Annotated in this window: 27 protein-coding genes and 1 riboswitch; of the genes, 16 read left to right on the forward strand and 11 right to left on the reverse strand. The window is 39.9% G+C overall.

The window, feature by feature from the left end:
* Positions 1–60: 60 nt before the first annotated feature.
* From JI665_RS00395 to JI665_RS00425, 7 genes are all read left to right on the forward strand, one after another.
* Entirely contained in the window at positions 61–420 is a 360-nt protein-coding gene (locus tag JI665_RS00395; RefSeq protein ID WP_206834876.1) for a rhodanese-like domain-containing protein, read from the forward strand.
* Between the two features lie 15 nt (positions 421–435).
* Positions 436–732 (forward strand): rhodanese-like domain-containing protein, encoded by a 297-nt coding sequence (locus JI665_RS00400; RefSeq protein ID WP_206834878.1) that lies wholly within the window; start codon positions 436–438, stop codon positions 730–732.
* A 153-nt stretch (positions 733–885) separates the two neighbouring features.
* On the forward strand, positions 886–1,362 hold the full coding sequence (locus JI665_RS00405; RefSeq protein WP_206834881.1) for a DsrE/DsrF/DrsH-like family protein: 477 nt from the start codon (positions 886–888) through the stop codon (positions 1,360–1,362).
* Positions 1,363–1,392: 30 nt separating this feature from the next.
* Positions 1,393–1,971, forward strand: coding sequence for a sulfurtransferase TusA family protein (locus JI665_RS00410; RefSeq protein ID WP_206834884.1), 579 nt, complete (start codon positions 1,393–1,395; stop codon positions 1,969–1,971).
* A 40-nt stretch (positions 1,972–2,011) separates the two neighbouring features.
* A complete protein-coding gene (locus JI665_RS00415; protein ID WP_206834887.1) occupies positions 2,012–3,133 on the forward strand; it encodes an MBL fold metallo-hydrolase in 1,122 nt (373 codons plus the stop codon).
* Between the two features lie 57 nt (positions 3,134–3,190).
* A complete protein-coding gene (locus tag JI665_RS00420; RefSeq protein WP_206834891.1) occupies positions 3,191–3,418 on the forward strand; it encodes a sulfurtransferase TusA family protein in 228 nt (75 codons plus the stop codon).
* A 62-nt stretch (positions 3,419–3,480) separates the two neighbouring features.
* The gene (locus tag JI665_RS00425) at positions 3,481–4,260 is read left to right on the forward strand and encodes a sulfite exporter TauE/SafE family protein (protein ID WP_206834893.1); all 780 of its coding nucleotides are present in this window, start codon (positions 3,481–3,483) and stop codon (positions 4,258–4,260) included.
* 56 nt (positions 4,261–4,316) lie between these two features.
* On the opposite strand, the gene JI665_RS00430 is transcribed toward JI665_RS00425, so the two are convergent.
* On the reverse strand, positions 4,317–5,210 hold the full coding sequence (locus JI665_RS00430) for a YitT family protein (protein WP_206834895.1): 894 nt from the start codon (positions 5,208–5,210) through the stop codon (positions 4,317–4,319).
* Positions 5,211–5,573: 363 nt separating this feature from the next.
* On the opposite strand from JI665_RS00430, the gene JI665_RS00435 reads away from it, so the two are divergent.
* Positions 5,574–6,476, forward strand: coding sequence for a YihY/virulence factor BrkB family protein (locus tag JI665_RS00435; protein ID WP_206834896.1), 903 nt, complete (start codon positions 5,574–5,576; stop codon positions 6,474–6,476).
* Between the two features lie 31 nt (positions 6,477–6,507).
* Here JI665_RS00435 and JI665_RS00440 read toward each other — a convergent pair whose 3' ends face one another.
* Positions 6,508–6,822 (reverse strand): DUF948 domain-containing protein, encoded by a 315-nt coding sequence (locus JI665_RS00440; protein WP_206834897.1) that lies wholly within the window; start codon positions 6,820–6,822, stop codon positions 6,508–6,510.
* Positions 6,823–7,027: 205 nt separating this feature from the next.
* Positions 7,028–7,129, forward strand: a riboswitch (purine riboswitch).
* Positions 7,130–7,447: 318 nt separating this feature from the next.
* On the opposite strand from JI665_RS00440, the gene JI665_RS00445 reads away from it, so the two are divergent.
* Positions 7,448–8,743, forward strand: coding sequence for an NCS2 family permease (locus JI665_RS00445; RefSeq protein WP_206834898.1), 1,296 nt, complete (start codon positions 7,448–7,450; stop codon positions 8,741–8,743).
* Between the two features lie 209 nt (positions 8,744–8,952).
* Complete coding sequence (locus JI665_RS00450; RefSeq protein WP_206834899.1) at positions 8,953–9,876, forward strand: cation diffusion facilitator family transporter; 924 nt, start codon at positions 8,953–8,955, stop codon at positions 9,874–9,876.
* Positions 9,877–10,120: 244 nt separating this feature from the next.
* Here the strand turns inward: JI665_RS00450 and JI665_RS00455 are convergent, their stop codons facing one another.
* The gene (locus tag JI665_RS00455) at positions 10,121–10,438 is read right to left on the reverse strand and encodes an ArsR/SmtB family transcription factor (protein WP_206834900.1); all 318 of its coding nucleotides are present in this window, start codon (positions 10,436–10,438) and stop codon (positions 10,121–10,123) included.
* Between the two features lie 82 nt (positions 10,439–10,520).
* The gene (locus JI665_RS00460; protein WP_206834901.1) at positions 10,521–11,159 is read right to left on the reverse strand and encodes a hypothetical protein; all 639 of its coding nucleotides are present in this window, start codon (positions 11,157–11,159) and stop codon (positions 10,521–10,523) included.
* Positions 11,160–11,342: 183 nt separating this feature from the next.
* Here JI665_RS00460 and JI665_RS00465 point away from each other — a divergent pair, with 183 nt between their 5' ends.
* A complete protein-coding gene (locus tag JI665_RS00465; protein ID WP_206834903.1) occupies positions 11,343–12,044 on the forward strand; it encodes a response regulator transcription factor in 702 nt (233 codons plus the stop codon).
* Complete coding sequence (locus tag JI665_RS00470) at positions 12,034–13,455, forward strand: sensor histidine kinase (protein ID WP_206834905.1); 1,422 nt, start codon at positions 12,034–12,036, stop codon at positions 13,453–13,455. Before JI665_RS00465 ends, JI665_RS00470 begins: the two co-directional genes overlap by 11 nt.
* Before the next feature lie 45 nt (positions 13,456–13,500).
* Here the strand turns inward: JI665_RS00470 and JI665_RS00475 are convergent, their stop codons facing one another.
* The 5 genes from JI665_RS00475 to JI665_RS00495 form a co-directional block, all read right to left on the reverse strand.
* On the reverse strand, positions 13,501–14,856 hold the full coding sequence (locus tag JI665_RS00475; protein ID WP_206834908.1) for a hemolysin family protein: 1,356 nt from the start codon (positions 14,854–14,856) through the stop codon (positions 13,501–13,503).
* A 64-nt stretch (positions 14,857–14,920) separates the two neighbouring features.
* The gene (locus JI665_RS00480; RefSeq protein WP_206837603.1) at positions 14,921–15,322 is read right to left on the reverse strand and encodes a MerR family transcriptional regulator; all 402 of its coding nucleotides are present in this window, start codon (positions 15,320–15,322) and stop codon (positions 14,921–14,923) included.
* A gap of 355 nt (positions 15,323–15,677) precedes the next feature.
* Positions 15,678–16,970, reverse strand: a complete 1,293-nt coding sequence (locus tag JI665_RS00485; protein ID WP_206834911.1) for a hemolysin family protein — start codon at positions 16,968–16,970, stop codon at positions 15,678–15,680.
* 244 nt (positions 16,971–17,214) lie between these two features.
* The gene (locus JI665_RS00490) at positions 17,215–17,757 is read right to left on the reverse strand and encodes a GNAT family N-acetyltransferase (RefSeq protein ID WP_206834913.1); all 543 of its coding nucleotides are present in this window, start codon (positions 17,755–17,757) and stop codon (positions 17,215–17,217) included.
* Between the two features lie 131 nt (positions 17,758–17,888).
* Positions 17,889–19,028: a histidine kinase N-terminal domain-containing protein gene (locus tag JI665_RS00495; protein WP_206834917.1), complete on the reverse strand. Its 1,140-nt coding sequence runs from the start codon at positions 19,026–19,028 to the stop codon at positions 17,889–17,891.
* Between the two features lie 270 nt (positions 19,029–19,298).
* Between JI665_RS00495 and JI665_RS00500 the strand changes: the two genes are divergently transcribed.
* Entirely contained in the window at positions 19,299–19,766 is a 468-nt protein-coding gene (locus tag JI665_RS00500) for a helix-turn-helix transcriptional regulator (RefSeq protein ID WP_009331481.1), read from the forward strand.
* A 52-nt stretch (positions 19,767–19,818) separates the two neighbouring features.
* Here the strand turns inward: JI665_RS00500 and JI665_RS00505 are convergent, their stop codons facing one another.
* Complete coding sequence (locus JI665_RS00505) at positions 19,819–20,355, reverse strand: universal stress protein (protein WP_206834920.1); 537 nt, start codon at positions 20,353–20,355, stop codon at positions 19,819–19,821.
* A gap of 518 nt (positions 20,356–20,873) precedes the next feature.
* Between JI665_RS00505 and JI665_RS00510 the strand changes: the two genes are divergently transcribed.
* Entirely contained in the window at positions 20,874–22,970 is a 2,097-nt protein-coding gene (locus JI665_RS00510; protein WP_206834924.1) for a transglycosylase domain-containing protein, read from the forward strand.
* 60 nt (positions 22,971–23,030) lie between these two features.
* On the forward strand, positions 23,031–23,777 hold the full coding sequence (locus tag JI665_RS00515) for a class I SAM-dependent methyltransferase (protein WP_206834928.1): 747 nt from the start codon (positions 23,031–23,033) through the stop codon (positions 23,775–23,777).
* Between the two features lie 145 nt (positions 23,778–23,922).
* On the opposite strand, the gene JI665_RS00520 is transcribed toward JI665_RS00515, so the two are convergent.
* Complete coding sequence (locus JI665_RS00520) at positions 23,923–24,246, reverse strand: HPr family phosphocarrier protein (protein WP_206834930.1); 324 nt, start codon at positions 24,244–24,246, stop codon at positions 23,923–23,925.
* A 261-nt stretch (positions 24,247–24,507) separates the two neighbouring features.
* Here JI665_RS00520 and JI665_RS00525 point away from each other — a divergent pair, with 261 nt between their 5' ends.
* Positions 24,508–25,794, forward strand: a complete 1,287-nt coding sequence (locus tag JI665_RS00525) for an MFS transporter (protein ID WP_206834932.1) — start codon at positions 24,508–24,510, stop codon at positions 25,792–25,794.
* The last annotated feature ends 130 nt before the right edge of the window (positions 25,795–25,924 follow it).

The raw sequence follows: 25,924 nt of genomic DNA on the forward strand, positions 1-25,924 counted from the left end.
TTTTTTAGTTAGTATATACCCTGTAGGGTATTAATGAAATCTGTAATTGGAGGTTATCAAATGACCATTGTAAATGGAGTTATTATTGCTCTTCTTATTATCTTTTTAGTTCGAAAAATGATTCCAGTTAAAGGAGTCAGGCAGATGACACCTGCTCAGCTGCAAAACGAACAAAAGGATAATAACAAGCAATATATTGATGTGAGAACACCTGCAGAGTATAAACGATTCCATGTTCCGGGATTTGTCAATATGCCTCTTCATCAGCTTCACCAGAAAAAGAGCCAGCTATCAAAGGATCAGGAAGTAGTTGTCATGTGCCAAAGTGGAATGAGAAGCAGCAAAGCGAGCAAAATCCTGAAGAAAGAAGGCTTTAAAAATATAACAAATATCAGAGGCGGACTGAGCGCCTGGAGATAAGGGAGGATATTTCATATGAAAACTATGACTGCAAAGGATGCTGAGCAGAAAATAGCTGCCGGGAAACCTTTGAATTTAATCGATGTGCGTGAGGTGGATGAAATTAAGGAAGGGAAGATTCCATCAGCCATTCATATTCCGCTTGGATTAATTGAATTCCGCATGCATGAACTGGATAATAATAAAGAATATGTAATGGTTTGCAGATCAGGCAGCCGCAGTGGACTAGCTGCCCGTTTTCTTGAAAGCCAGGGTTTTAGCGTGATCAATATGAGCGGCGGTATGATGAACTGGGAAGGTCCCATAGAATAACTTGATGTTCGAAAAGAAAAGGGGTATTGACAGAAAGTAAAGCATACTTTAATATATACCCCGCAAGGTATGTAGACGTGGTTACCAATAACAATATAAACTTTATTTTTTTTGATTATATGAATACCCATTAGGGTAAAAGGAGGAAGAAGAATGGATAAGAAGAAGACAACGATTGTTCTATTCAGCGGAGATTATGACAAGGTGATGGCAGCTTATATCATTGCGAACGGAGCAGCTGCTTATGACCATGAGGTAACAATTTTTCACACTTTTTGGGGACTGAATGCTCTAAGGAAAGATGAGCCTATTCAAGTGAAAAAATCATTTTTGGAAAAAATGTTTGGAAAAATGATGCCTAGGGGCCCTGAAAAAATGGGTCTTTCAAAAATGAATATGGGAGGCATGGGTCCAAAAATGATTAAAGATATAATGAAAAAGCACAACACGATGCCAGTAAAAGATTTGATTGATATGGCAAAAGAACAGGATATTAAGCTGGTAGCCTGTCAGATGACAGTGGATCTTCTGGGCTTTAAACCAGATGAAATTATTGATGGCGTTGAATATGCTGGTGTAGCAGCGTACCTGGCAGATGCAGAAGATGGAAATGTAAATTTATTCATCTAAACCAAATTTTTAAAATAGGGGGATATCTAAATGAAAACATTAAAAGCAAACTTTACGGTAGATGCAAAAGGCCTTGCTTGCCCAATGCCAATTGTAAGAACAAAAAAGGCAATTAATAATCTAAACCCTGGTGAAGTACTTGAGGTACTTGCAACGGATAAAGGTTCAAAGGCAGATATTCTGGCCTGGTCAAAAAGTTCGGGACATCAATATCTTGGGACAATCGAAGAAGGTGATGTACTTATGCACTATATCCGCAAAGCAAGTGAAAATGAAGAGCGAGAAGCAGCAAATTTTGAGACTATTGCTTCTAACGAAGATCTTAAAAAAGAACTTGAATCAAATTCAGAGATTGTTGTACTTGATGTAAGGGAACCCGCTGAATATGCATTTGGACATATTCCAAACGCTGTTTCCATTCCTTTTGGCGAACTTGAAGAACGAATAGGCGAGCTGGATAAAGATAAAAAGATATATGTAGTATGCCGTACAGGCAGCCGCAGTGATATGGCTTCACAGGCATTAACCAAAAAAGGCTTCTCGAACATAATTAATGTAGTGCCGGGAATGTCTGGCTGGAATGGACCGACAGAAACTAAAGTGAATTAAAAAATTTTATAATAAAATATACATCAGGGGGTATAAGTTTATGAAAGCAATGACTGCTAAAGAAGTAACAAGGAAGGTTATTCAAAATGAAGAGCTATTTATACTAGATGTGCGCAATGAAAGTGACTTTAATGATTGGAAAATCGAAGGTAAACATTTCGAACATCTTAACATTCCTTACTTCGATCTTCTTGATGGAGTAGAGCCTATTCTTGATAAAATTCCAGCTGATAAAGAGATTTTAGTAGTGTGTGCAAAAGAAGGTTCTTCCGTAATGGTCGCAGAAATGCTTGAAGAAGCAGGACGCGATGCTTCCTATCTGACAGGCGGGATGAAATCATGGAGTGAGCACCTTGAGCCAGTTAAAGTGGGCGATTTGAAGGGTGGCGGAGAAATCTATCAATTCGTCCGCATCGGAAAAGGCTGCCTATCTTACATGGTGATTTCAAACGGTGAAGCTGCAATCGTGGATGCAACAAGAATGACAGACGTATTTACTGATTTTGCTGCCGAAAAGAATGCGGAGATCAAGCATGTCTTTGATACACACCTGCATGCAGATCATATTTCAGGCGGACGCAAAATTGCTGAAAAAACGGGTGCTTCTTACTGGCTTCCTCCTAAGGATGCAGAAGAAGTAACATTTGAATTCAGCCGTCTTGAAGATGAAAATGAGGTAATGATTGGTTCTGCTAAGATCAGCATTCAAGCTGTTTATTCACCAGGCCATACAATTGGATCAACATCATTTGTGGTAGATGATCAGTACCTTCTATCAGGCGATATTCTATTCATCGATTCAATTGGCCGACCGGACCTTGCAGGAAAAGCCGGTGACTGGGCTGGCGATTTAAGAGAGACACTTTATAAGCGCTATAAGGAGCTATCAAGTGAATTAGTTGTTATGCCTGCACACTTCATGATCATTGATGAGTTGAATGAAGATGGCAGTGTTTCTGGGAAACTTGGCACATTATTTGCTGAAAATCATGGTTTAAATATTGATGACGAAGGAGAGTTCAGAAAATTAGTTTCTGAAAATCTTCCACCTCAGCCAAATGCTTATCAGGAAATCCGCGAAACAAATATGGGGAAAATCAGCCCCGATGAAGAAAAACAGAGAGAGATGGAAATCGGTCCTAACCGCTGTGCTGTAAGATAATTACCTGAATTCAAAAACTTTAGCATAGATAATTTAAAAAACTGGAGGAATGAAAACATGAACACGGCAAAAGTACTGGATGCAAAAGGTTTAGCTTGTCCAATGCCAATCGTAAAAACAAAGAAAGCGATAGGGGAAATCGAATCAGGCCAGGTGCTTGAAGTTCATACAACCGACAAAGGCGCAGTCAAAGACTTGGCTGCCTGGACAGAGTCAACAGGACATGAACTTTTAAAACATGAGGATGACAACGGAATTTTAAAGTTCTGGATAAAAAAGGGCTAATCTATTGAAAGGTAAAAGGGGGTTTCTACTCCCTTTTATCGCTAAAAGGAGGAGATAGCCACATGGATTTAACTTTTTTTATCGTTATATTTTTAATTGGTTTTATCGGGTCTTACATTTCCGGCATGGTAGGAATTGGCGGCTCAATCATTAAATACCCTATGCTTTTATACATTCCGCCATTATTTGGATTAGCTGCTTTTTCTGCTCACGAAGTATCCGGAATCAGTGCAGTACAGGTGTTTTTTGCAACAATAGGGGGGGTCTGGGCTTACAGAAAAGGCGGATACCTGAATAAAACACTTATTATTTATATGGGTTCAGCAATACTAATCGGAAGTTTAATCGGAAGCTATGGTTCAAGGTTTATGACTGAAGGCGGCATCAATCTTGTATATGGTGTATTGGCTTTAATTGCCGCAGTCATGATGTTCGTGCCGAAAAAAGGCTTGGATGATATACCTTTGGATCAAGTAAAGTTCAACAAATGGCTTGCAGCCTTCTATGCTTTGATTGTCGGCATCGGAGCTGGAATAGTAGGTGCAGCAGGTGCATTTTTACTGGTTCCTATTATGCTGGTTGTATTGAGGATCCCTACCAGGATGACGATTGCGACATCACTGGCCATCACGTTTATTTCATCAATTGGATCTACAGCTGGAAAATTGGCAACCGGCCAGGTGGACTATATTCCTGCTGCCATAATGATAATTGCCAGCTTAATGGCTTCTCCATTAGGAGCTGCTGCAGGAAAAAGAGTAAACACAAAAATTCTTCAAGTCATTTTGGCAGTTTTAATTCTGGCAACATCAATCAAAATCTGGATGGATATTTTTAATTAATAGGGAGGGGGCAGCGGACGCTGTTCCCTTTTAGTTTAATCACTTTGATATTTATCTTAGTGAATGGCTTTCTTTTTGAATCTGCCTCCTCTCACTTCAGCAATATCTGCAACTGCTAAAAAAGCACTCGGATCTATTTCTTCGACAATGGATTTTAACTTTGCTTCCTCAAGTCTGGTAATGACACAAAAAATTACTTTTTTGTCATCCCCAGTGTATGCGCCTTCCCCATTTAAGTAGGTAACGCCTCGTCCCAGCCGTGCCATAATCGCTTCGCCGATTACCTTATGCTGGTCGCTGATGATCCAGGCAGATTTAGATTCATCCAGTCCGCTGATGACAACATCAATTGTCTTGAAAGCAATGAAATATGCAAGGATTGAGTACATGGCCCGGTTCCAGCCGAAAACAAAGCCTGCAGTAGCAAAAATGAAGATATTGAAAAACATGATGATTTCCCCGACAGAGAACGGGAGTTTTTTATTTACGAGAATGGCCAGTATCTCAGTTCCATCTAAAGATCCCCCATATCTGATTACCATACCGACACCAACGCCAAGAACAATGCCGCCAAATACTGTTGCTAACAGCAAGTCCTCTGTAAACACGGGAACGTCATGCAAGAGGAGGGTGGTGGCTGATAATACCGCTATGCCCAGCAATGTAGACAAAGCAAAGGTTTTCCCTATCTGTTTATATCCGATGTAAAAAAATGGAATATTCAAGATAAAAATAAACCAGCCGAGTTTCCAGCCGGACAAGTGAGAGAGGATAATGGAGATTCCTACTATTCCGCCATCCAGAATTTTATTGGGGACCAGGAACTCTTCGATTCCGACACCCATAAGTATGGCACCAAGTATGATGAAGAAAATCCTTTTTGCAAGCTTGCCTTTAGTCAACCCTTTATGTACATTTGCTTCAACAGCAGTTTCAAGTGAAACGTTCATAAATGACCCCCATTTTAAGTGATGAAAAATTAATATATGTATTAAACACTGTCAGACTGAACGAGCATCTTTAATGAGCTAATAACATAATATGATAGCTTGTGCCATTATAGCTCAAATTAATTATTCGATAAGACGACTATATCTAATTATAACATTTCTTATATTAAATGAGGGATATCGAGTTTTATACTGATAAGTTGTTTGTCCTTATAAGGATAAATCCCGTTTTGGCGGAAATGGATCTTTTTTATTTATCTATCAAAAATGGAATGAATATTTTATTAAAATACGATTAGCTCAAAGGTCTTCGGGGAAATAAACACATACAAGCTATAAGCTGATTAAGGGAGGAGTAGTAAAATGCATAAGGTTATTCAATTTGGCAAGAAGCTCGGAAAGGAATTTAAGAATGATCGGGCAACCGGGCTTGCAGCCGAACAAGCCTATTATTATATGCTCTCCGTTTTTCCTTTGTTAATTCTGCTCATCTCCATTGTTCCATATCTTTCACTGGATCCTCAAAAAGCATTATCTTTCTTGCAGAGTGTAATGCCGTCAGATTCATTTAATGTTATTGAAGATAATGTAGTGGATATCATTACGAAGCCGAATGGCGGACTGCTGACGTTCGGTATCATAGGTACTTTATGGTCCGCTTCTAATGGAATGCAGGCTTTCATAAGAGCCATGAATGACGCCTTTGATGTGGAGGAAACGAGGTCATTTATAAAATCAAGACTGATATCCATAGGTTTGACTCTGGGTTTGCTGGCAGCATTCATCATTGCTATGGTTCTTCCCGTGTTCGGAAAAATTATCATGAACTTTGTAGAGAATTTTATTAATATACCTGATGGGATGCAGATACTTATCAATGTATTGAGATGGGCCATTGCTTTTGTGATCATGGTTACAGTCCTGGCCATTCTTTATAAGGTGGCACCGAATAAACATTTTCCTTTCAAACAGGTCTTGCCGGGCGCAATAGCCGCAACTGTTATGTGGCAGCTTATATCTTTTGGGTTGTCCTTTTATGTAAGCAATTTTGGGAATTATTCCGCCACATACGGAAGCCTTGGCGGAGTCATTGTATTAATGCTATGGTTCTTTTTAACCGGACTTGCACTTGTTATTGGCGGGGAAATCAGTGCCCTCTATCACAGGAATAATACATTCAAGCCGGGCAGCGGAAAGAAAGGTGACAAAGAAAGTTCCAAGGTACAAACAGATGCAGAAGCATATCGTACACTTTCAATAAAATAGGAAAAAATAAAACGAGGGCTCAGCCCTCGTTTTATTTGATCTGGTGGATAAAAGGTATCTTAATGTTCCACCATTTTTTAATTTTCTTCGGTGTTTCCTTTACCGCGGATACCGTATTATTAAAGGTTTGTTTTTTGTAATTGATATCTCTTTGAATTTCTTTCTGAGTTGCAGTCAGTTCGTCAACCCCATTTTTCAATTGATCAGCTTTTAGCTGAATGACAGTGCTTATAGCTGTCAGTTTCTTAATTGCCGGTTTGGCATCCTTGTAAGCTTTAAAAGCATAGATGCCCAGAAAGATCAGAGATGCTGCAATAAGAATCAAGCTTGCATATACAATAAACATTGTGACCTGCCTCCTTGTGCTGGTTTTTTTATTGTTTACCCATTACAACAAAAAATTAACATTAAAACCCTTTAACCAACTCCAGGATAAAGGGGAATTCTCAGAATAAATTAAAGAATTGACCTTCATATTTGAGTTTGCTAGAATTGTTTTCATTATATCAATATATAATTTTGTTGGCACAGGACATTGATCGACTGGTTTTCTGAGGCCATACATTTTAACCTGTATATGTTCAGAGATAGGGTCTGAGCGTTTCTACCGGGCTGCCGTAAATAGCTTGACTACAGGGGATATAGCTTGTTCGAATCGGCATGCTATTTTCTTCTGTTAACTTATGGCAGCTTCGCACATTGCGGAGCTTTTTTTATTGTTTACTAATGGCTCTTTTCGTATAAATTGTTGTTTTTCGCCTATCAATGTTGTCCGTTGATTTCCGCTCCAGACTGCTCGCTTTCCGCGGGGCGGGCGGTGAGCCTCCTCGACGCTCCGCGTCTGCGGGGTCTCACCTGTCCCGCTACTCCCGCAGGAGTCTCGCACCTTCCGCTGCAATCAACTCAGCAAATAATACACAAATAGCAACAAACCTTGCGAAAACAGTCTTATTAATTAAGGAGGGAATGGCATGTCATCTTTTTTCCGGTTTCGTGAAAGAGAAACATCGTACAAACAGGAAACAATCGCAGGTTTAACGACATTTTTATCAATGGCATATATATTAATTGTAAATCCAATTATACTTAGCCAGGCTGGAATGGATAAAGGAGCTGTCTTTACGGCTACGGCGCTGTCAGCAATTATTGGCTCTTTATTAATTGGCTTGCTGTCCAATTATCCAATTGGGATTGCACCAAGCATGGGCCTCAATTCTTTTTTCACTTTTTCTGTCTGCATCGGCATGGGCATTCCATGGCAAACGGCTTTAACTGGTGTATTTGTTTCAGGGATCTTATTTGTGATTTTAAGCTTATTAAAGATACGGGAAAAAATTATTAACATTATACCCAAGGATTTAAAGCATGCTATAGCAGGCGGCATAGGCTTCTTTATTGCTTTTATCGGATTGAAGAATGCAGGCCTGATTGTAGGTAATGAGGCGACATTTGTTGCGATTGGCGATTTTAAATCCCCAGTCACGCTGCTGGCTGTTTTCTGTTTTATCTTAACAATCGTTTTAATGGTAAGGGGAGTTAAAGGTGCCATTTTTTATGGTATGGTCATTTCAGCTGCAGCTGGGATGTTAATTGGTCTTATTGATAAACCGGAAAAAATTGTTGGGGCCATTCCGAGCCTTGAACCGACATTTGGTGAAGTTTTTCTGAATATTGATCAAATCTTTACGCCGGAAATGCTGGCAGTCATCTTCACTTTCTTATTTGTTGCCTTTTTTGATACGGCTGGAGCCTTAATAGCCATTGCAAGCCAGGCGGGGTTGATGAAGAATAATGAAATCCCTAATGCAGGAAAAGCGCTTCTGGCGGACTCAAGTGCTACTGTAGTCGGTTCTGTGCTAGGAACTTCTACAACTGCCTCCATGATTGAGTCCAGTTCTGGGATTGCGGCCGGAGGAAGGACAGGCTTTACTTCTGTTATCATCTCTGCATGCTTCGCTATTGCATTATTCTTTTCTCCATTGCTCGGTGTCATTACGGCCGAAGTTACCTCTCCGGCACTTATCATTGTCGGAGCACTGATGGCTATGGAAGTGAAACACATAGATTGGGGGAAACTGGAGATTGCTATTCCGGCATTTGTAACCATCTTAATGATGCCGCTGACTTTCAGTGTAGCAACTGGGATTGCTCTTGGCTTCATCTTATACCCAATCACAATGCTGGCATTGAAAAGGCCAAAAGAAATTCATCCGATCATGTATGGATTATGTATTGCATTTATGGGTTATTTTGTTTATCTTGCATAAGGAAAAGGGCTGCCTGTATACTCAGGCAGCCTTTTTGTGAATCCTAAAGTTGCTTTGAAGAAAATGCATTTCTGCTGGAGATCATCAAAAAATGTTTGACTCCACTCTTTTAGTCTAAATAAAAAGAATACAATAAAAAATCATTGAACAATAAGCCAAATTCATACATAATATATATGAGCATATATTCATATAAAGGGGTTGAATGAATGGGACACAGTCATGGCCATGGGCAAGGGCATTCACATGATCACCATCACACAGGCAATAAAAAGGCTTTAATGTGGGCATTTATTTTGATTGCTTCATTTATGATTGTAGAAGTAATTGGAGGCATATGGACTAACAGCCTTGCGCTCCTATCGGATGCCGGACACATGCTGAGTGATGCAGCTGCGCTTGGTTTAAGTTTTCTGGCCATCAAAATAGGGGAAAAAAAAGCGACAAATTCAAAAACATTTGGCTATAAACGATTTGAAATTATTGCTGCTTCAATTAATGGAATCACACTGCTCTTGATTTCTCTCTATATTTTCTATGAAGCTTACCACCGCATTCTTGAACCGCCGGCTGTTCAAAGTATGGGTATGCTGGTAATCTCATCAATCGGACTTCTCGTAAATATCGCAGCAGCATTTATATTAATGAGTGGGGATAAGGATCACAATTTAAATGTTAGGAGCGCTTTTCTTCATGTGCTTGGTGACTTGCTTGGTTCTGTTGGAGCTATTACAGCTGCGCTTCTAATTTATTTCTTCGGCTGGGGCATTGCGGACCCGATAGCCAGTGTAATGGTAGCAGTTCTCATCCTAATAAGCGGATGGAGGGTGGTAAAAGAGTCTTTTCATATTTTAATGGAAGGGACGCCTTCCCACCTGAACCCTGAGGATATAAAAAAGAAACTCCTTGGCCTTGCACATGTAAAAGATGTTCATGATCTTCATATTTGGACGATTACTTCTGGGTTCCCTTCCCTTAGCTGCCATCTTGTGATTGAACATGAAGGCGGCCACGATGCAGTCCTTCATGCGGCGCAATCGGTACTTCATGATGAATATGGCATTGAGCATAGCACAATTCAAGTGGAAGGAGAAAGAAAGGGCTGCCCCGGCCATAATGAAAGCTGCAATTAATAGGGGCTAAAGGACAGCTAATTCATGAAATAAGAAAGTATTAATCTTTAACAACGATAACTGTCTAGCTCTAGCGCCTACCCCCTCGAGGTCATAAGCCAATCCTCCCAGCAAGGCAAAGGACGCCTTACCGTGAGGCTCGTCTTATGCTTGAGGCCCGCAGGATGCGGGTCATGCAGACGTTGCCACAGGACGTGGCGATCTTAGTCTGCGTTCCTTCGTGGGCAAGGCGCTTCCGCTTTTCTTATGAATGCTGGCTATGTTCGATTGCCTGGTTCAATAAACTAATGACGTGTTCATCATCATGGCTGTAGTAAAGAGTGGTTCCTTCACGGCGGAATTTTACAAGCCGCAGGTTTTTCAAAAAGCGCAGCTGGTGAGAAACCGTAGACTGAAGCAGTGATAGGTTTTCGGCAATCTCATTTACCGAATACTCTCCGTGAAATAATAAATGAAGAATTCTAAGCCTGGTTGGATCTGATAATGCTTTGAATGTCTGGGAAACCATGAATAAGGTTTCTTCATCCAGATCGGCTGGGTATGACGGGTTTTCTTCTGTCATTTTGTTCACCTCTGCCCTTCATTATAGTTCTGTTTTAAATAAAACGAAACCGCAGAGGTGTGGCCTCTGCGGTTTTAACATTTTATTTTGTCTTTCTGACTTCCTTGTGAATCTCATCAACCAGTTTTTTCATTTCTGCATGGATTTGTTCTTTTTCCAGGTTCAGTTCCTTTTTTATTTCAGGCATTGATTTTCCTTGTTCCTTCATTTGAATTATTTCGTTTAAATCCTTATTTGCCGCCTTTGCCATGGCTGCACCGGAAATAAGGAAACGAAGAGGGACTCCCTTGTCAAGATACCCCTGCAGTACTTGAGGGGACTTGCCGGAATACTCGGAGACCTTTTGCATAACAACTTGCTTATTAGTTTCAAGGAACTTATCCATGTGATGAGGATGCTTTTTTATTTTGTCTAAATCCACTCCATACTGCTGTGCTGTTTTTTCCCAGGAAGAGTTATTTTTTTTATAAAATGCCAATACGTCTGCAACCTGTTTATTTGAAAACTTTGCAATGTGGGCAGCTATGAAGATTTCCTTTTTGGTGAATCCTTGCTCCAGAAGGGATTTCATTTGGGATTCATCAATCATTCTGTGATGGTGTTCATGCTTCTGCTCTTGTGCCGGTGATTGTTCCTTTGGTGCGGTTTCGGCGTTAACGGATATAGCGGCCCCCATTAAAATAATGCAAAAAGACAATACTAATAGTAATTTTTTATTCATGATGCACTGCACTCCTTTCAAAATTATAATTCGTATATAGCATTTCCCAAGATATAACGAAAGCATGAATAAAATTGGCTATCTTTTTCACGAAAACATTAAGGACAGAGATATTCATTGAAAAAAAACACTCATTTCGATTACATTAAGAAAAGAAGACTGTTCGGGGACGGTGATGGGAAAATGAAAATACTTGTTGTGGAAGATAATGAAAGTGTCTGTTCAATGCTTGGGATGTTCTTTATGAAAGAAGGATACCAGGGAGTCTTTGTCCATGATGGACAGCAGGGGTTTGAGCATTTTAATAAAGAAAGATGGGACTTAATTATCGTCGACTGGATGCTTCCTGTCATGGATGGAGTGACTCTCTGCCGTAAAATAAGGGAATTGAGCAAGGTCCCGATCATTATGCTGACGGCTAAAGATAGCGAGTCCGATCAGGTTCTGGGACTTGAAATGGGTGCTGATGATTATGTGACCAAGCCATTCAGTCCCCTGACGCTAATGGCCAGGATCAAAGCGGTAACACGCAGGTTTCAGGCTGAAGCAGGATCAGTGGATGACCCACACTATGTTGCCAGTGAATACTTCAAAATCAGCAAAGATGCCAGAGAGGCCTATTGCAATGGGCAGCTTCTCAAGAATTTGACCCCAAAGGAATTTGACTTGCTGTATTATCTTGTAAAACATCCAAAACAGGTTTTTACAAGAGAGCAGCTGCTTGATAGTGTATGGGGTTATCAGTTTTATGGAGATGAAAGAACGGTCGATGTACATATAAAAAGGCTCAGGAAAAAAATAGGTACGGATGAGCAGCCTTTTATCCATACGGTATGGGGCGTGGGCTATAAATTTGATGAAACGGCAGCTGAAAATGAAAGTTAAATATTTTTATCAGCTGCTGATTAGCCATGTCAGCATCCTCATTCTGGCATTCCTGCTATTAAGCCTTCTTTTCTCCCAGTTTGTTGAGAATTATATTTTTGAAAATAAAGTGGAAGAGCTCGATTCCTATGGGGAACAGATCCTGACTGATTTAACAGTCAGGATAGAGGGGGATGAACAATTTTTAACAGAATACAGCCAGCTGCTCGATGCAAGGAATATAAAATATATTCTCTTTGATCATAAAGGGAGGGTCTTGTATCCGGAGCTTAAATCAGATCCGATGATTCAGCTGACCAAATCTGAGTGGGCAGAAATTTCGAAAGGAAGTAAAGTAACTGTAAAACATGATATAGAACGCTTTGGCCAAGAGGTGACTCTGGTTGCAATGCCTTATATGCAGGGGAGCACTCTGGTTGGCGGAGTTTTGCTTCTGTCTCCTATAACTGGAGCTATGGAGGTTGTCAGCCAATTAAATCGATTTTTATTATATACTATTTTTATTTCGCTCTCTGCGACCATCCTGTTAAGCCTGGTTCTCTCTAAAAATCTGATCAAGAGGATAACGGACCTCAGGAATGCTGCTTCTATGATTTCATCCGGGAATTATGATGTAAATGTTCCATACACCTATATGGATGAAATCGGCGAACTGGCTAAAGACTTTAACGATATGGCAGCCAGATTGAGGGAATCTAATGAAGAAATTAAAAGACTGGAGAATAGAAGGAGGAAATTCATTGCTGATGTCTCGCACGAGCTGCGGACTCCTTTGACCACCATCAGCGGTTTGGCTGAAGGCATTAAAGGGGGGCTGATCCCGGAGGCGGAAAAAGAAAAAGGGATGGTCCTGATTGACAGGGAAGCAAAGAGACTTATTCGTCTGGTAAACGAAAATCTGGATTATGAAAAGATCCGGTCCAATCAGCTGCAGCTGAATAAAATGGATATTGATCTCATGGAAGCCTTTGAAATTGTTAAGGACCAGCTGGAAATTCAGGCAGGGGAAAAAGGCAACAGGATTTATCTTGAGGCTGAAGAAGGGGTTTCAGTTCATGCAGATTATGACCGGCTTATTCAAATCTTAGTTAATATTGTAAAGAATAGCATACAATTCACCGATCAAGGCTCCATCTTTTTAAGGGGAAGGGAAGATCCTGACCAAACAGTGATCGAAATAGAAGACACGGGAATTGGCATCGATCCTCAAGAAATCGAGTCTATCTGGCTGCGTTTTTATAAAGCTGATCTATCCAGGACCAATCATTCATTTGGTGAATTTGGCATTGGGCTTTCCATTGTTAAACAGCTTGTTCAGCTGCACAGCGGAGAGATTGCTGTCAGCAGTGATAGAGGGGAAGGGACTAAATTTACGATTAGGTTTCCCCGGAAAAAACAATCTTTGCAATAAGGCAAAAAAGGAACAGCACTCTGATAGGCTGTTCCTTTTAATCATTTATGACAATACCTCTGTTTCAGTAAAAGGCACTTCATTTGCGGGTGCCGGCTCTTCTGTTTCTGGTACTGCTGTTACTTCAATATACTTAATATGGTGTTCTTCCATATCCAGAATTTTGAACCGGTATTTTTCGTGTTCAATCATGTCGCCTTGTTTGGCTTCGTAGTTTTCAGTCAATATCCATCCGCCGATGGTATCGACATCTTCATCATTGATATCGGTACCCAGCAAGTCGTTAACTTCGCTGACAAGAACTTTGGAATCGATGATATATTGGCCTTCTTCCGTCTTTCTGACCATGGGCACTTCATCCATATCGAACTCATCACGGATTTCACCAACAATCTCTTCAATGATATCCTCAACAGTGACTAAGCCTGAGGTTCCGCCGTATTCATCCATTAAGATGGCCATGTGAATGCGTTCTTTCTGCATTTTAAGCAGCAGCTCATGGATAGGTATGCTGTCAATGACCCTGATGATGGGACGAATGTAAGATTCAAGGGTGCTTGATGATAATTCCCTGTTCATAATGAGATCTGTCATGACTTCTTTAATATTGACCATGCCAATGATATGATCTTTATCTCCATCTATAATGGGATATCGTGTGAATTTCTCTTCCTGAACGATTTGCAGGAAGTCTTCAAGTGTATCATCTTTTGAGAGAGAGACAATTTCTGTACGCGGAACCATTATTTCTTTCGCGATGCGATTATCAAACTCAAAGATTTTATTTACATACTTAAACTCAGATTGGTTGATTTCGCCGCTTTCATAGCTTTCTGATAAAATAATGCGAAGTTCTTCTTCAGAATGTGCCAGTTCGTGTTCAGAAGCAGGCTTTAATCCAAACATGCTGGTCAATAGGCGGGCAGAACCATTCAGCGCCCAGATAATCGGATACATAACCCGGTAAAACCAGATTAAAGGACGTGTTGTTAAGAGTGTAACCGCTTCTGCCTTTTGTATCGCCAGGGTTTTTGGAGCCAATTCCCCCACAACTACGTGCAGGAATGTGATAAAAGCAAAAGCAATGCTGAATGAGATAATATGCGAAATGGAAGAGGGCAATCCGATACTGTTGATCACTGGCCGCAGCAGGTGTTCAATTGTCGGTTCACCCAGCCAGCCAAGGCCGAGGGCTGTAATGGTAATTCCCAGCTGGCAGGCTGAAAGGTATTCATCCAAATTCGAAATGACTTTCTTCGCAGCAATTGCATTATTATTGCCTTCTTCAATTAGCTGATCAATCCTGGAACTTCGTATTTTAACAATGGCAAATTCCGATGTAACGAAAAAAGCCGTTAAAGCAATTAAAATGGCTATAAAAACCAAGTTTAATATGTCCAAATAAGTTCCCCTTATCCCGCCTAAACGGGCAGGGTGTCACCTCCTGATTTTGTGAAAAATGGGATCAGCTGGTTAAGTCGGAAAGAGAACGGAGCAACGCAGTGCTTTCAATAGTCAGCTTCTTGGAAAATCCATCTTTCTGTTCATCATCCAGTGTATTAATAAGCGGCATGAGAACTGCTATTTCCTGATGAAGCTGTTTAATCTGCAATGTGACTGCTTTAATATGCTTTTCAACTTCCCCTGTCTGAATCTCCCTTTTCGTTTTCATTTCTAGTTTTCTCTTAATCTCTTCAAGCGGAAAATGCAGCAGTTTGCATTCCTCAATGAATCTTAAATCAGACAATACTTCTTCTGAGTATATGCGATAATTTGATTTTGAGCGTTTCGCTTTTATTAGGCCAATGCTAGTGTAGTAATCTATAGTTCTTTTAGAAACATTAGCAATATTGGCTAATTCGCCGATACGATAGTAAGCCCCATCATATCACCTCTGTTTTGAATACTTATATCTCATGAAAATGTGCTTTTCCATCAAGAGATATAGTTAGAATCAATTATACGTTAGCACAAACCATACAGTCAAACGTTGTAGTTTTGAAAAAGGGTTACATTTATTTTATGAAATTATGCATAAAATATGAAGTAAAAAGATTCGGAAAAATTAATTTTTTTAAGGTGCCCGGTTTGCATCATTTTGACTTACACAATCAGAAGGTAAGGCAGATTCTGACAGGCAGATGACTGCTTCAGCATAAGAAGCTCGAAGGCGAACAAAAACCAGGAGCAAGAAAATCGCTCCCGGTCATTAAAAATGCAGGTTATATTTTCACAACTTCAATATAGGAAATATGGTGCCCTTCCTTGTCCTTAATAATAAATCTGAATCCTTCTTCTTCAATAAAGTCTCCTTGAATCACATCATACTTCTGCGTCATTATCCAGCCTCCGATTGTGTCTACATCATCATCAGATAATGAAGTTCCCAGGAGGTCATTTGCTTCTGAAATCAGCAGCTTTGCATCCAGGATATAATGATTTTCTCCGGACTTTTGAACAAGCGGAAGTTCATCGGCATCAAATTCGTCTCGAATTTCGCCTACAATTTCTTCGAGGATATCTTCAGCTGTGACCACTCCAGCTGTTCCGCCGTACTCATCAAGGAGAATTGCCATATGGGACCGCTCTTTTTGCATTCTTAGGAGCAAGTCGTGAATGGGAATGGTTTCAATCACCCTGATGACAGGTTTAATATATTGCCGTAAAGGGTGTTTGCCTTCACACTTTTTTCTAACGCAGTCTGTTAAGATTTCCTTTACATTAATAATCCCCAGAATATTATCTTTATCACCCGCCGTAACAGGATATCTGGTGTATCGCTCATTCAATATGAGATCCAGGGTTTCTGCCAATGATGAATCTTCCGGAATGGTAACGATCTCGGTTCGAGGAACCATTATCTCTTTAGCAATTCTATTGTCAAACTCAAAAATTCGATCTACATACTGATATTCTGATGGATTGATTTCTCCGCTCTTTAAGCTTTCAGATAGGATAATCCGCAGCTCTTCCTCTGAATGGGCCATTTCACTTTCTGAAATAGGCTTCAGTCCAAATAACCCTGTGATAATTCTTGCTGAACCATTTAAAATCCAAATAAATGGATACATAATCCTGTAAAATACTATTAATGGTTTTGAAAAAGATAACGTTATTGCCTCTGCTTTTTGTATGGCAAAGGTTTTTGGCGCCAGTTCTCCAATAACCACATGAAGAAATGTCACAACAGAAAAAGCAATAACAAAAGAGAGGATATGAGTTATGGAAGCCTGTAAGTTAATGCTTTCAAATAGGGGATGGAGCAGCCTCTCAATAGTCGGTTCACCAAGCCAGCCGAGGCCCAGTGCTGTAATCGTAATCCCAAGCTGACAGGCAGATAAGTATTCATCCAGACTGCTTATAACTTGTTTTGCTGAACGGGCTTTAGCATTTCCCTCCATAATAAGCTGGTCAATACGTGAAGTCCGGACTTTAACAATGGCAAATTCAGATGCAACAAAAAAAGCAGTTAATGCAATTAAGAGAAATAATAAAAATAGGTTAAGGGTGATCATATAAAATCCTTACACGATATGTAAGGAGCCGGCACCTCCTTTATTATAAGTACTTTTCCCTTATTCATGAATTTTACAAATAAACCTGGAATAAAGGATTTCTTTAATAAGAAAGTACCCTTAATTAGGAGGAAGGTAACCAGTAAATAATAAAAAAGCCTGAAGGCAGGCTTTTTCGAAAGTGAAACGTATAAATTCTGAAGGTAGATAACTGTCTAGCTCCAGGCGCCATCGGCTTTTCTTTTCAATAATTCCATTCTCTTGCCAGAAGTCCATATACGGCAAGGTCGTGATATCGATTATAAAGGTACTCTCCATCCCGGATGATTCCTTCCTGACGAAAGCCGAGCCTCTCCGGTATCGCGCGGCTTTTTCCATTTCTGATCCCGCACCGTATTTCGATTCTGTTCAGTCTTAAATCAAAGAAAGCATGATTAATCATGGCTTGCACACTTCGTGTCATAATTCCGCTTCCCTCAAAATCCTTTGCAAGGTAATACCCAATGCTGGTTTGTCTGTTATTCCAGTCGATCTGGTGAAAACCAATAGAGCCTGCAAGTTTTCCCTGATAACGGATACCTGCATTAAAGCCGTTGTTATCTGCAAACTGTTTCAGCCATATTGGAATAATAGAGTGATATTGTACAGGTGAAGCCATATTATCTACCCATGGAAGCCATTCTCTTAAATGACTGCGGTTTGTGTCCACCAGGTTGAAAAGCTCTTCTGAATGATGCAGCTGGAACAATTGCAATTCTATATCTTCATCTGCTTTTAAGGAAAACATGGGGCAATCTCCTCCAATAATCAGTAAATATATTAATAATAATCTGAAATAAAATAAAAATATATATTTTTGGTTAAAATCATGAAAGCTTTTCAGCCAGTAATATAAAAAAGCTGCTCCTCAATTTGGAGTCAGCCTTTGCCTTTTGTCTGTTTTTCAGTTGGCAGGATTATGCTGAAAACGGTCCAATCCGACTCTGTATCACAGGTCAGTGTCCCTTGATGTTTTTCAATTATCTCTCTGCATACAAATAAACCCAGCCCTGTTCCAAGTGTTTTTGTTGTAACAAACGGTTCGAAAATGGAACTGACGAGATGCTCTGGAATTCTAGGCCCATTGTTAGCAATATCAAGCTTTATGTGTCCTTCTGGAGTCCATTTGCTTTTAATATGAATGACAGGGTCACTGCGGTACTGAGTAAGCACATCAATGGCATTGAAGATAATATTGATAAATACTTGACGGATTTCATCAGCATAGCCATTCAAATATATATCTTCGTTCATATCCTGTAGAATCTTAACCTTTCCATCCAGAATACTGGGGTATAAAAATATCAGGACTTCATCTATTAATTCATTTAGAGAGAAAGTGATTTTCTCTTTTCCAATCAGTTCCTTTTTTGAGAGAAGCAAAAATTGTGAAATTCTAAAATTCAGCTGCTCCAGTTCATTTGATATGATGTCCAAATATTTCATGGTGGGATTTTCGGACTTTAACAGCTGGATAAACCCCTGTACAGATGTAAGCGGATTTCTGAATTCATGAATAAAGCTGGAAGTCATCTGGCCGAGCAGCGTCAATCTATCTTTATGGGTCGAATCGATAAATTGTGTCTTTTCCTTTATGATCTGATCTTTTGCATCCGTGTATCTGGAAACAGCGTGGTATAAGAATTTATCGAAGCAATAACCGATTCGTTCGTACTGTCTTTGCAGTTCATGAAAATGTATTTCGGAACGATTCAATATATCGAGAACGATTGTTCTCCCCAAGTTGACATTATAAACAAAGTCTCCAATATTAATTTCTGCTTTCACTCGCTGCTCAGCCACAGAGTAGGCAAGTTTCTGAATATATTCTTCAAGTTCATCGCCGTCTTTTATCAAAAATTGAATAATTAATTGGAACATGGCGTTGCCATTATCTTTGATTTTATCTTTAAAAGGATCATCCTTATTAATGAGGATTTTTTCATTCCATTCACTTAAAAGGTCTTCTTTTTCCGTTAGCAGAAGTTCCAATATGGCATTATTTGTTTCAATCGTCATTTTACCCTCCACTTTTTCACATTAAAACAGTTATCCCATAGATTTCGATAGATTACGGCAAAATCCTCTGTTAATTTAATGGAAAATAACAGTAATTTTACCCTATGGATTATGGCCATACTTGTGACAAAAAGCACAGTCATTTTTTTGTGACAATTGGTATATTTAAATAACAAGGCAGTTTTTTATTTGTAAAATTGTCACTATTTCTTTTATAATATAGTAACAGGTGTAAATTTACACCAACAATGAAAAGGGAATGAAGCTGCATTGACTAGAGATGAAATTATACTGAAAGTTTCAGATAAGATCCGTCTTATCCGTACAGAAGCAGGATACACACAGGATAAGATGGCGGAAATTATTGGTGTTTCAAAGAAGACACTGGTTCAAATTGAGAAAGGGCGGGCAGAAGCAGGATGGTCGACTGTGGTGGCTGTATGTGCCTTATTCAGGGAAACGGAAACAGTCCGATTTCTGTTTGGAAACGAACCCCTTGAAGTTCTGGAGACTATTGCAAGAGAGGGAATCGATTATAGGAAGGAAAAGACTCTTGGCGGAAAGCTCTGGTGGCGGGAATTGAAGAGAAGCAACGGTTTGATCCTTCAGCAGAATATCATCAGCCAGCATTACAGGATTATTGATCAGGACCATTTTAGAATTTACAGCAGTTTTGATGAAGCATCTTCTAAAGAACGGTTTGAGGAGCTGGCTGCAGAGAATAAAGGCCTTCAGTAATAGGTGTATTCTATTAATTATAAGAAAGCAGCCGGCGGGCTGCTTTCCTGTTTTAGGGGATTTGCGGATTTTCCTTATCTTTAGCTATAAGCACTGGGCAAGGAGCATTTTTGGCAATTTTTGAACTGGTGCTCCCAAGGAACATCTTTTTAATTCCGCCTTTGCCTGAGCTCCCCACTATAATTAAATCGGCATTTTCGGCAGCTGCATATTCAGATATGCTGTCAGCGAGACTTCCTTCTATAACATCGAACTTTACATTAATGTTATACGGTTCAAGAATTTCCCTTGCATTAAAAAAAGTATTGTCAACACTATGTTTCACTCTTGCGTGAGTCGTTGCTGAGGATTCATCATGATATACCGGCAGGGGCGGTATTTGAATTCCTTCCAGCAGATAGCCATTTGTCCTTACAGGCTCTATTGCTTTCTCATTGCTTATGGGAACATTTTCAATTGTCTCCTCAAAGACTTGTGTAATCAGAAGCTGGGTTTCAGGATGCTGCTTAACCAATTCGATTGCCATATTTAAAGCCTGTCTGCTTCCATCTGTATCATCATAGCCAACTACAATTTTTTCAAAGAACATAATAGTTCACCCCTTCTTAAGGTAAGGAAACTTATTCGTCATATACCCTTTATTGCAAGAAGTCAATCATTGTAAATCAAAGGGTTCCTGAAAAATTTGTGCATACCCCCACAAAAAACGATATTGCTTCGTAGATTCTAGTATTAATAAAAATGAGGCAAGCTCATATGGAATGCTATGAAGCACCCGAGTTCCAAGCGTCTGCAAAAATTCCATCTTATCAAAAAGCATTCGGTCAACGATTGCTTTTTTTCATTGATGCCGCATTGGGAGTTTTGTCACCTTTTAATCTGGAAAGTAAATTCCGGGTCATAAAGACTAAAAATTAAATGTACAAAAGATGATAAATAATTTGAGTTTTTGGGTACATGTATATGTCTGGGAGAATTATAGTTTTTAGCTGGGAACAAAATACTATATGAAAACATATTCTTTGCAGGTATGCTGATATCGGTATAGTCTAGAGGCTGCCGTTAAACCAGCAAAATGATATTTCAGCAAGAGGTATTGGAGGAAATATGAGAAAGAGAACTTCAGTTATTAAAAAGTTTCAGTCAACTTGGAAAAAGCTGCACCTGACACAGGTATCCATATTGCTTGCATCTACATTAGTCTTGGCTTTCTTAAGCTTCGTTTATTTTTCATACAAGGATGCGGATATAAGTGCACTTGAAGCAGGGCTGGCACAATCTACAGTCATTTATGACGCTGATGGGGAAGTAGCCAGCAAGATCTCGGCAAATAAAAATGAAGGCATTTCAATTGATCAAATTCCTGATCATATGAAGAATGCGGTTATTGCTATTGAAGACCACCGTTTTTATGATCATGGAGGAATTGATTTAAAAGGTATAGGCAGAGCCTTTTATACAAATCTGAAGGCAGGCGGAATTGTTGAGGGGGGCAGTACGCTTACCCAGCAGCTGACTAAAAACGCCTTATTGTCTGCAGAGAAAACATATAAAAGGAAGCTGGAAGAATTTTTCCTTGCGCTTGAGATAGAAAAAGAATACAGCAAAGACGAAATTCTTCAGATGTATTTAAACCAGGTTTATTTTGGAGAAGGTGCCTGGGGCATAAAGCGTGCAGCGATGAAATACTATGCAAAGGATGTGGAGGATCTTTCAATTAGCGAAGCAGCACTGCTTGCTGGGCTGGTTAAAGCCCCTTCAGCGATCAATCCTTACCAAAATAAAGAGAAAGCAATTGAAAGAAGAAACCTCGTGCTTGATCGCATGAAGGAATACAGCTTTATTTCAGAAAAAGAATGGGAAAAAGCTAAAAATGAAAAGCTTGTTTTTGAAGACGGCGGGGGAGATCCTCTTAAAGGGAAATACCCTTACTATGTTGATGTTGTTCTTGAAGAAGCTATAAATAAGTATAATATTTCCCTTGATGATCTTCTTAGTAACGGTTATCAAATTTACACAGAGCTTGATCAGGATATGCAGGGCAGTGTAGAAGAAACGTATAAAAATGATCAATTATTCCCTAAAGGTACGGGAGATCAGCCGGTGCAAAGCGGAGCGATACTTCTGGATCCCCAGAATGGCGGAATCCGTGCCCTTGCAGGGGGAAGAGGCGAACATACCCTTCTGGGCCATAACCGTGCTGTTCACAAAGTTGGCCAGCCTGGATCAACAATGAAGCCGATTGTACCGTACACAGCGGCACTGGAATCGGGTTGGGAAATTACGGATGAACTTAAGGATGAGAGAATGACATTTGGCAAAGATTATGAGCCAAATAACTATAATGGCCAGTTCCGGGGAAATGTGCCGATGTATGAAGCAGTCAAGGATTCTTTGAATGTTCCTGCTGTATGGCTTTTGGATGAGATTGGCGTGGAAAAAGGAGTGGATGCCGCGAAGAGATTTGGCATACCTGAAGCTGCCATCAATCAAAATCTGGCACTCGCCCTTGGGGGTACAAATGAAGGTGTTTCTCCTCTAACTATGGCTCAAGCATATGCTGTGTTTGCAAATGGCGGTGAAAGGCCGGAAGCCCACTCCATTACAAAAATAGTTGATAAAGATGGGGAGACAGTTGCAGAATGGAAAGGTGAAAACACAAGAGTCATATCAAAGGATGTTGCAGATAAAGTGACAACCATGCTTCTTGGGGTAGTTCAGCATGGTACAGGGAAGGCTGCCCAAATACCCGGCAGAGAAGTTGCCGGGAAGACAGGAAGTACACAAATGACCATTGAAGGCATAGATGGCGTTAAAGACCAATGGTTTGTCGGCTATACACCACAGCTGGTAGGTGCTGTGTGGGTTGGCCACGATAAGACAGATGCAAAAAACTATCTTACAACCTCCAGCAGTGAAGGCACGGCTCCAATATTCCGCGAAATCATGGGAGAAGCCCTGAAAAACCAGGAAGCAGAATCATTTAATGTCCCTCAAATTGCTGGCCTGATGGAACAGAGGCAAAGGGAGCAGCAAAGAAAAGCATGGGAGGAAAACATTAGAAAAGAAACAGCGAAGATAAAAGAAAAAATTGAAAAAGAAAAGGAAAAATGGAAAGATAAATGGAATAAAGGGAAGGAAAAAGGCAAAGAGAAAGAGAAGGAAAAAGATAAAAAGAAAGATAAAGAAAAAGAGGATGATTAACAATATACACGTAAGGAGTACAGTGAAAATCTGTACTCTTTTTTTAGGAGGTGGGCCGTCATGGCAGAAAAATTTTATGATGAATTAGCAGGAGATTATCACTTGATTTTTGAGGACTGGGATTGTTCCATTGCCAGACAGGGAGAGGTGCTGGATAATTTATTAACGGCAGAGGGCATAAAAAAATCCTCATCTATTTTGGATTGTTCCTGCGGCATTGGAACCCAGGCTTTAGGACTAGCTAAAAAAGGATATAAAATAACAGCGTCTGACATTAGCGGAAAGTCTATCGAAAGGGCAATAAGGGAAGCGGAACTGAGACACCTGAACATCCAATTTTTTCAGGCAGATATGAGGGCATTGTCATCTGTAAGCAGCGATTCTTTTGAAGCAATCATCTCTATGGATAACGCCTTGCCGCACCTCATTACCGATAAGGATTGCCTAGAGGCACTTAAGGAGGTATACTGTTCCCTCAGCCAGGAAGGCATTTTTCTTTTTTCTACCAGAAATTACGATGCAATACATAAAGAAAGGCCTTCGTCTACCTTGCCTGCAAGAAGGAAAAATACCATAACCTTTCAGCTGTGGGATTGGCATCAAAATTCTGACGTATATGATTTGCGGCATTTCACAATGGCGGAAAAAGACGGAACCTGGGATGTGTCGGAAAGAAATTCCCAGTATAGGGCCTATAAAAGGGAGGACCTAAAGCAGCTGCTGCTGGAAGCTGGTTTCCGGCAGGTAAAATGGCTTCACCCTGAAGAATCTGGTTTTTATCAGCCAATTGCCATTGCATATAAATAAAAAAAGGCCATTCGGCCTTTTTTTATAGAAATTATTTAGAATAACCAGCTGATTATCGCGCCAATTACCACAATCGCTCCAACTACCATAAAAATTGTACGTATCATCTATCTTCACTCCAATCACTTTGCAATAAAATGGTCATTTATAGCTGAAAAGTTTCAGCGGAATTGATTAAGCGTTTTTCTGACATGCGCAGCACTGAAACATGGTTGCTGCACATTTCTTTGATGTCTTCCAGATGCTTCTGAACTTCATTTCCTTCAACAATGATCTTTAGGGTCGTCTGCGGCTTCACTGTTAATAGGAAAGACACTAATTTAGACAGGTTTGAGGCATCCACAGCTTTGTGTTTGCTGTAGAGGTATGTAGTGCCTTCAAATTGTTTTGCTCCTTGATAAATTTCAAGCATTTTCTTCATTGTGAACCTATTTTGGACTAAAACATTGGTAGAAATAATTTCTTTCATTTTATAAATCTCCCTTTCAAAAAGTATTTTATATATTGATCGATTAATGATGTGGTTGTACTAGAGATTTACCCATGTAATCTGAACCGTAAACCATCGTGAATCAAAGTGTGAATAATTACCTTTTTTAAGTCGTTAAATATATCGGGATTGAGGCACTTTCAGTCTCGAGAAGGAGATAAAAACCATCAGGAGCCGCTTAATCAATCGTTTGTCACTATTTAAACTGGTGATATAAACCGGGAAACTGAGGTAAAAGGGATGAAAAAATTCAAAGAAATCTTTCAAAATGCCAACTATGTTAAATTGTTTTTCGCTAACTTTACTTCTCAGATGGGCAGCACGATTGGTTTAACTGCATTCATGTTTTATTTGCTTGACCGTTTCTCGGATCAGCCTTTTTATGCTACATTAACTGAATTGATGTTCTCTGTTCCGACTCTGGCGGTGTTTTTTTTTGTTGGAGTGTTTGCCGATAGGATGGATCGCCAGAAAATTGCTTATTATTGTGACTGGATCAGCTCATTATTATCAATTGTACTTTTGCTGATTGTTATCATAGGCTGGATGCCGCTGGTATTTACAGTATTGTTCCTGAGGAGTGCAATCCAGAAATTCTTCTTTCCCGCTGAGCATGCAATGATTCAAGGAATATTGCAAAGCGAAGATTATACCACTGCAGCGGGTCTAAACCAGGTTGTGATGAGTCTTTTTATGCTGTTCGGAAATGGCCTTGGCATTTTTGTATACTGGACAGTGGGAGTATACGGCGCCATTATGACTGATGCCCTTACCTTTATCATTAGTGCATTATTAATAAGATCCTGCCGTATACCCGAAGAAGTCCGCCTGCCGAATGGCGGCCATAATCTTAAAGACTTAAATATCTCGATTGTCCTCAGGGACTTTAATCTTGGAATGAAATATATTCTAAAGCACAAGTTATTATCTTCCTTGCTTGTTGGTTTCTTCGTTTTCGGAGTGGTAAACGGCGGGTTTTCCATAATGCCAATTTTTATGCTGAAATATAAGCTGGAGCCGCACGCCTATGAGGAATATTCAGTCCTGCTTGGAATAACCTTTGGGATTGGCGTTCTGATTGGCAGCTTTGCTGCCTCTTTGCTTACTCAAAAATTCAAACTATATCAGCTGATCATTGCCGGATTATTGTTATCCGGAAGTTTCATCATTGCTGCCTCTTTTGCAGAAAACACGTTCATTTTCCTTTCTTTATTATTTGCTGCAGCATTTGGACTTCCTTTAGTGAACATTGCCATTGGCGGCTGGATGCCTAGCATTGTTGATCCGAAGATGATGGGAAGGGTACAGGGATGGATAAGCCCGCTGATGATGCTTTCCCAATCCTTAACACTCGGATTTATTGCTGTCAGCTTTCCTGGACTCCTCAAAGTAGAAATGCTTTATTGGATGGTAGGCGGCTGTTTAGCACTTGTTGGTGTTTTTTACAGCCTTGTCCTTCCAAGATTGACGAAAAAGTCAGAAAAAAGCAGTGAAGCACATTCTTTGGAACAAACTGGTGCAGTATAATGTAATAAAAGACTAAAAGTCCCTAATATAGGGGCTTTTTATGTATGAAAAAAATTTAAAAATAAATATGAACGTTTTCATCTCTTGAGCGTCTTATGAGTGAAATAAATAGTTAACAATGGGATGATAG

The organism is Bacillus sp. NTK034 (assembly GCF_017303275.1).
Lineage (GTDB): Bacteria > Bacillota > Bacilli > Bacillales > Cytobacillaceae > Cytobacillus.